The 5,266-nt window shown below is 72.9% G+C and carries 6 protein-coding genes; all 6 read right to left on the bottom strand.

Annotation, left to right across the window (positions count from 1 at the left end):
• Window positions 1-236 precede the first annotated feature (236 nt).
• Window positions 237-854, bottom strand: coding sequence for a dTMP kinase (gene tmk / locus QM626_RS07370; RefSeq protein WP_415075534.1), 618 nt, complete (start codon window positions 852-854; stop codon window positions 237-239).
• The gene (gene topA / locus QM626_RS07375) at window positions 851-3,595 is read right to left on the bottom strand and encodes a type I DNA topoisomerase (protein ID WP_415075536.1); all 2,745 of its coding nucleotides are present in this window, start codon (window positions 3,593-3,595) and stop codon (window positions 851-853) included. The genes tmk and topA overlap by 4 nt, the downstream gene beginning before the upstream one ends.
• A gap of 61 nt (window positions 3,596-3,656) precedes the next feature.
• The gene (locus QM626_RS07380; protein ID WP_415075538.1) at window positions 3,657-3,974 is read right to left on the bottom strand and encodes an Rv3654c family TadE-like protein; all 318 of its coding nucleotides are present in this window, start codon (window positions 3,972-3,974) and stop codon (window positions 3,657-3,659) included.
• Window positions 3,974-4,306 carry a TadE family type IV pilus minor pilin gene (locus QM626_RS07385; protein WP_415075540.1) on the bottom strand — a complete coding sequence of 111 codons (333 nt, stop codon included), beginning with the start codon at window positions 4,304-4,306 and terminating at the stop codon, window positions 3,974-3,976. Before QM626_RS07385 ends, QM626_RS07380 begins: the two co-directional genes overlap by 1 nt.
• Complete coding sequence (locus QM626_RS07390; protein WP_415075542.1) at window positions 4,303-4,512, bottom strand: DUF4244 domain-containing protein; 210 nt, start codon at window positions 4,510-4,512, stop codon at window positions 4,303-4,305. The genes QM626_RS07385 and QM626_RS07390 overlap by 4 nt, the downstream gene beginning before the upstream one ends.
• A 51-nt stretch (window positions 4,513-4,563) precedes the next feature.
• Window positions 4,564-5,266: pilus assembly protein TadB (locus QM626_RS07395; RefSeq protein ID WP_415075544.1), on the bottom strand; the 703-nt coding region annotated here is incomplete at its 5' end.

Consider the following 5,266-nt stretch of genomic DNA (forward strand, 5'->3'; position numbering starts at 1 on the left):
CGCCCCCGCATCCGGTTCGCGGATGCGGGGGCGTCGACATGGACACCGCGCCGCCGAATCCTCGGCAGCTGTGGTCGCTTCGCGCCGCCCGAGGTCGCCACTACTGCCGAGGATTCAGGCACACGCGGAAATCCTGGGCACTCGTTGCGGCCTCCTCTCTCGCGAACCCGCCACTACTGCTCAGGATTCGCCGCTCAGGGCTCAGGATCCGCCGGTCAGAGACCCGGATCCGCCGGTCAGAGCAGCGGCGCGATGCGCGCGCGGACCTGGGCGGCGAGCTCGGCCGCCGGGCGCGCGGCATCCAGCACGAGGAAGCGCCCCGGCTCGGCCGCGGCGAGCGCGAGGAACCCGTCGCGCACGCGCGAGTGGAAGTCGGATGCCTCGGCCTCGAGCCGGTCGAACGGCTTGTCGGCCGCGTCCAGCCGCGCCCGGGCGGTCGCCGGGTCGAGGTCGAGCAGCACCGTGACGTCCGGCAGCGCCCCGCCGGTCGCCCACAGCGACAGGTCGCGCACCTCGACCGCATCCAGCACCCGCCCGGCCCCCTGGTAGGCGACGGACGAGTCGAGATAGCGGTCCTGGATGACGACGTCGCCGCGTTCGAGCGCGGGGCGCACGAGCGTCGAGACGTGCTGCGCCCGGTCGGCGGCGTACAGCAGCGCCTCGGCGCGCGAGTCGATCTCCCCGCGGTGGTGCAGCACGATCTCGCGCAGCAGCGCCCCCACCTCGGTGCCGCCGGGCTCGCGGGTGCGCACGACCGTGCGTCCCTGCGTGGCCAGCCAGTCGGCCAGCAGCGCCGCCTGCGTGGACTTGCCCGAGCCGTCGCCGCCTTCGAGGGTGACCCAGAGACCGGTCACTTCTTCGCGGGCGCCTTGCGGGTCGTCGCGCGCCGGGCCGTCGCGCGCTTGGGCGCCGGGCCCTTGGCGCGCTTGTCGGCCAGCAGCTGCTTCGCACGCTCGAAGTCGACGTCGTCGACCGTCTCGCCTCGCGGGATCGTGGCGTTCGTCTCGCCGTCGGTGACGTACGCGCCGAAGCGGCCGTCCTTGATCTTGATCGGCTTGCCGCTGACCGGGTCGGCATCGAACTCCTTGAGCGCCGCGGACGCCCGTCGCGCGCCGTACTTCGGCTGCGCGTAGACCTCGACGGCCTCCTCGAGCGTGATATCGAAGATCTGCTGCTCGCTCTGCAGCGACCGCGAGTCGGCGCCCTTCTTGAGGTACGGGCCGTAGCGGCCGTTCTGCGCGGTGATCTCCTCGCCGGTGGCGGGGTCGGTGCCCACCACCCGCGGCAGCTCCAGCAGCTTCAGGGCGGTGTCGAGATCGATGGTGTCCACCGACATGCTCTTGAACAAGGACGCCGTGCGGGGCTTGGGCGCGGCATCCTTCTTCGCGGTCTTCTTCTTCGGCGCCGCGTCGACGACCTCGCCGGTGGTCTCGTCGACGTCATCCGGGTCGACCGGGTCGTTCTCCTGCACGTAGGGTCCGAACCGGCCGTCCTTGACGACGACGAGCTTGCCGCCCACGGGATTCACGCCGAGCACCCGGTCGCCGGCGACGGGCGCGTCGATGAGCTCCTGCGCCTTGGCAGGGGTCAGCTCGTCGGGCGCCAGGTCCTCGGGCACGTTGACGATGCGGGGCTTCGCCTCCGGGTCGTCCCCGACCACCTCGAGGTAGGGGCCGTACTTGCCGAATCGCAGCGTCGCGACGTCGCCGATGCGGGTGGAGTTCAGCTCGCGCGCGTCGATGTCGCCGAGGTTGTCGACGATGTGGCGCAGCCCGACGTGCTCGTCGGAGCCGAAGTAGAAGTCGTGCAGCCAGGTCACGCGCTGCTGCTCGCCGCGGGCGATCGCGTCGAGGTCGTCCTCGAGGGCGGCGGTGAAGTCGTAGTCGACGAGGTCGGCGAAGTGCTCCTCGAGCAGGCGCACCACGCTGAACGCGAGCCAGCTGGGCACGAGGGCCTGCCCGCGCTTGGTGACGTAGCCGCGGTCGAGGATGACGTCGATGATGCTCGCGAACGTGGAGGGGCGGCCGATGCCCTTCTCCTCGAGCGCCTTCACCAGGCTGGCCTCGGTGTAGCGCGGCTTGGGGCTGGTGGCGTGGCCCTTGGGCTCGACGTCGCGGGCGACCAGCTCGTCGCCGACCGCGAGCTGCGGCAGCGCCTGGTCCGACGCCTTGTCGGCGTCCGACCGCTTCTCGTCGTGGCCCTCCTCGTACGCGTCGAGGAAGCCCTTGAACGTGTAGACGGTGCCGGATGCCGTGAGCTCGAGCTTCCTGCCCGCCGCGGTCGTGGCGAGCGTCACCGTCGTGGTCTCGTACTTCGCGTCGGACATCTGGCTGGCCACGGTCCGCTTCCAGATGAGGTCGTACAGCCGCTGCTCGTCGCGGTCGAGCTGGCTCGCCACCGCCGCGGGGGTGCGGAACGTCTCCCCGGAGGGACGGATCGCCTCGTGGGCCTCCTGGGCGTTCTTCGACGAGCTGCGGTACACCCGCGGGTTCGCCGGCACGGCGCGGTCGCCGTACAGCGCCACGGCCTGCTCGCGCGCGGCCTGCACGGCCTGCGTCGACAGCGCCGTGGAGTCGGTGCGCATATAGGTGATGAACCCCTTCTCGTACAGGCGCTGGGCCACGCTCATCGCGTGCTTCGCGCTCATCGAGAGCTTGCGGCCGGCCTCCTGCTGCAGCGTCGAGGTCGTGAACGGCGCCTTCGGGCTGCGTGTGCCGGGCTTGGACTCCAGGTTCGACACGGACGCCGTGCCCACCTCGGCGAGGGCGGCGGCGAGCTCTCGCGCCTCGGCCTCGGACAGCACGACGACGGCCCTCTTGAGCCGGCCGCGGTCGTCGAAGTCGGTGCCACGGGCCAGCGCCGCGCCGTCCACCCGCACGAGCCGGGTCGTGAACGCGTCGCCGCCCTTGACGGCCGTCGCCTCGATGTCCCAGTACGAGGCGGACACGAACGCCATGCGCTCGCGCTCCCGGTCGACGACCATGCGGGTCGCGGCCGACTGGACGCGCCCGGCGGACAGCGCCTGGCCCGCGGTGCCGCTGCCGACCTTGCGCCACAGCACCGGTGAGACGTCCCAGCCGTAGAGACGGTCGAGGACACGCCGGGTCTCCTGCGCGTCGACGAGGGCGAGGTCGAGGTCGCGGGTGTTCTCAGCGGCGGCCCGGATCGCGTCCTTGGTGATCTCGTGGAACACCATGCGCCGCACCGGCACCTTGGGCTTGAGCACCTCGAGCAGGTGCCAGGCGATGGCCTCGCCCTCGCGGTCCTCGTCGGTGGCGAGCAGGACCTCGTCGGCGTCCTTCAGCGCACGTTTGAGGTCGGCGACGGTCTTGGTCTTGCGGTCGTTGACGACGTAGAAGGGGTCGAAGCCGTTGTCGACGTCGATGGAGTACTTGCCGTAGCCGGCCTTCTTGTCGGCCGGGATGTCCTTCTTGCTCGCGAGGTCGCGGATATGGCCGACCGAGCTCAGCACCTCGTAGCCGTCGCCGAGATACCCCTGGATCGAGGTCATCTTGGTCGGCGACTCGACGATCACGAGCTTCTTGCCGTGCCCGGACGTCGCCGCCCGGCTCCGTGTCTTCGCGCCCTCTGCCAACACCGGTCCTTTCGTTCGATGCACACCATACACACCTGTGAGACGGCGACGGCTGGGAGGGTCACGGCGCAGGCCCGGCCCGGGCGGTCGCGACGGCCGGCAGGCCGAGCACGTCCGCCCGTACCGTGATGGTGACGATGAGCCCGTCCAGGACGCAGTCGGCGAGCCTCGCACCGGCGGCCTCGGCCAGCTCGCCCGCCCGCTCGCAGGGGTAACCGGGCACGGCTCCGGATGCCGCGTCCGCCGCCGCGAGGGCCGCGGCATCCGCCGCTCCGGCCAGCCGCTGGCTCCAGACCGCGGCCTGTGCGGCGCCGGCCAGTCCCATCGTCAGCAGAGCGGATGCGGCGATCGTCCCGACCGCGACGACGACCCCCGCCATCACCGGCCTCCGCCCAGCGCGCACGAGCGCGCCGACACCGTCAGGCCGGGCAGCCCCGCCGGTGCCGTCGCCGCAACGCACACGAGATCAGCGGGACGCTCGACGCTCATCCCCGCGCCGGCGACCGCGGCGGCCACGACGTCCTGCGCGCGCGACTCGTCGTCGGCGCGGGCGATCAGCCGGGCGGCGTCGGCGACGGCGTCCTGCAGCCGCACCTGACGGGATCCGGCCGACAGCGCCGTCACCCCCAGGGCGAGCACGACGACCACCGCCGGGAGGGCGATCGCGAACTCGGCCGTGACCGATCCGCGGTCGCCCCACCGCCTCGTCATGCGACCGTCAGGGCGCGGCGCACGAGGTCCTCCAGGATGCCGCGCACCTCGTCGCTGCGCATGATGACCACGAGCAGCCCCGCGAAGGCCACCGCGGCCATCGTCGCGATCGCATACTCGGCGGTGGCGGCCCCGGTGTCGTCGGCCAGCAGCGCGGCGGCGCGGCGGCGGGTGAGCCGGGGCAGCGGGTGAGTCGGGATGTTCATGTGTTCCTCCTTCGTTGGGTGGGCACCTGGTGTGGGGCACAGCGCGTATGGTCACAGCGACAGCGACGTGGATCCGATGACGCTCAGCAGCATGGGCGCGACGCCGAGCGCGATGAAGGCGGGCAGCACACAGATCCCGAGCGGCAGCAGCAGCCGCGTGGACAGGGAGGCCGCCCGCATCCGGCCGGCGACGCGCACGCGGTGCCGCATCGTCGCGGCGGCGGCCCGCAGCAGCTCGACCGCGGGGACGCCGGCCGAGCGCGAGAGGGCGAGCAGCCGCTCGGTCTCGTCGTCGGGCGGGGCGCCGGCGGCTTCCGTGGCCAGCTCGCGCGCCTGCGCGAGCGAGACGCCCCCGGTCAAGGCGATCGCCATCAGCTCCGGCACGAGTCCCGGCACGGCGTCGCCGGGTCGCGCCGCGCGCACGAGCCGTCGGGTCCAGCGCCGGGCCGTGAGCATGAGCGCGACCCCGGAGGCCGCGCAGGCCCAGCCCGCCGGCGTCGTGACGAGCACCGCGAGCGTGTCGAATCCGAGCATGACGCCCAGCGCCACGGCGACGAGCGGCAGCCAGCTCATGAGCCGCGAGGTCGCGGCGGGCTCGGCCAGCGCGATCCGCACCTCGTCGCGGCAGTCGTCGGCCTCGCGCAGCGCCGCCGCCAACGCGCGCAGGCTGTCCGCGAGAGGCGCACCCACGCGCGTGGCGACCGACCAGGCGGCGGCCAGCGGGGCCCACGAGGGGCCGCGCGCGCGGATGGCC

Source organism: Microbacterium sp. (assembly GCF_047606385.1).
Taxonomy (GTDB): domain Bacteria; phylum Actinomycetota; class Actinomycetes; order Actinomycetales; family Microbacteriaceae; genus Microbacterium.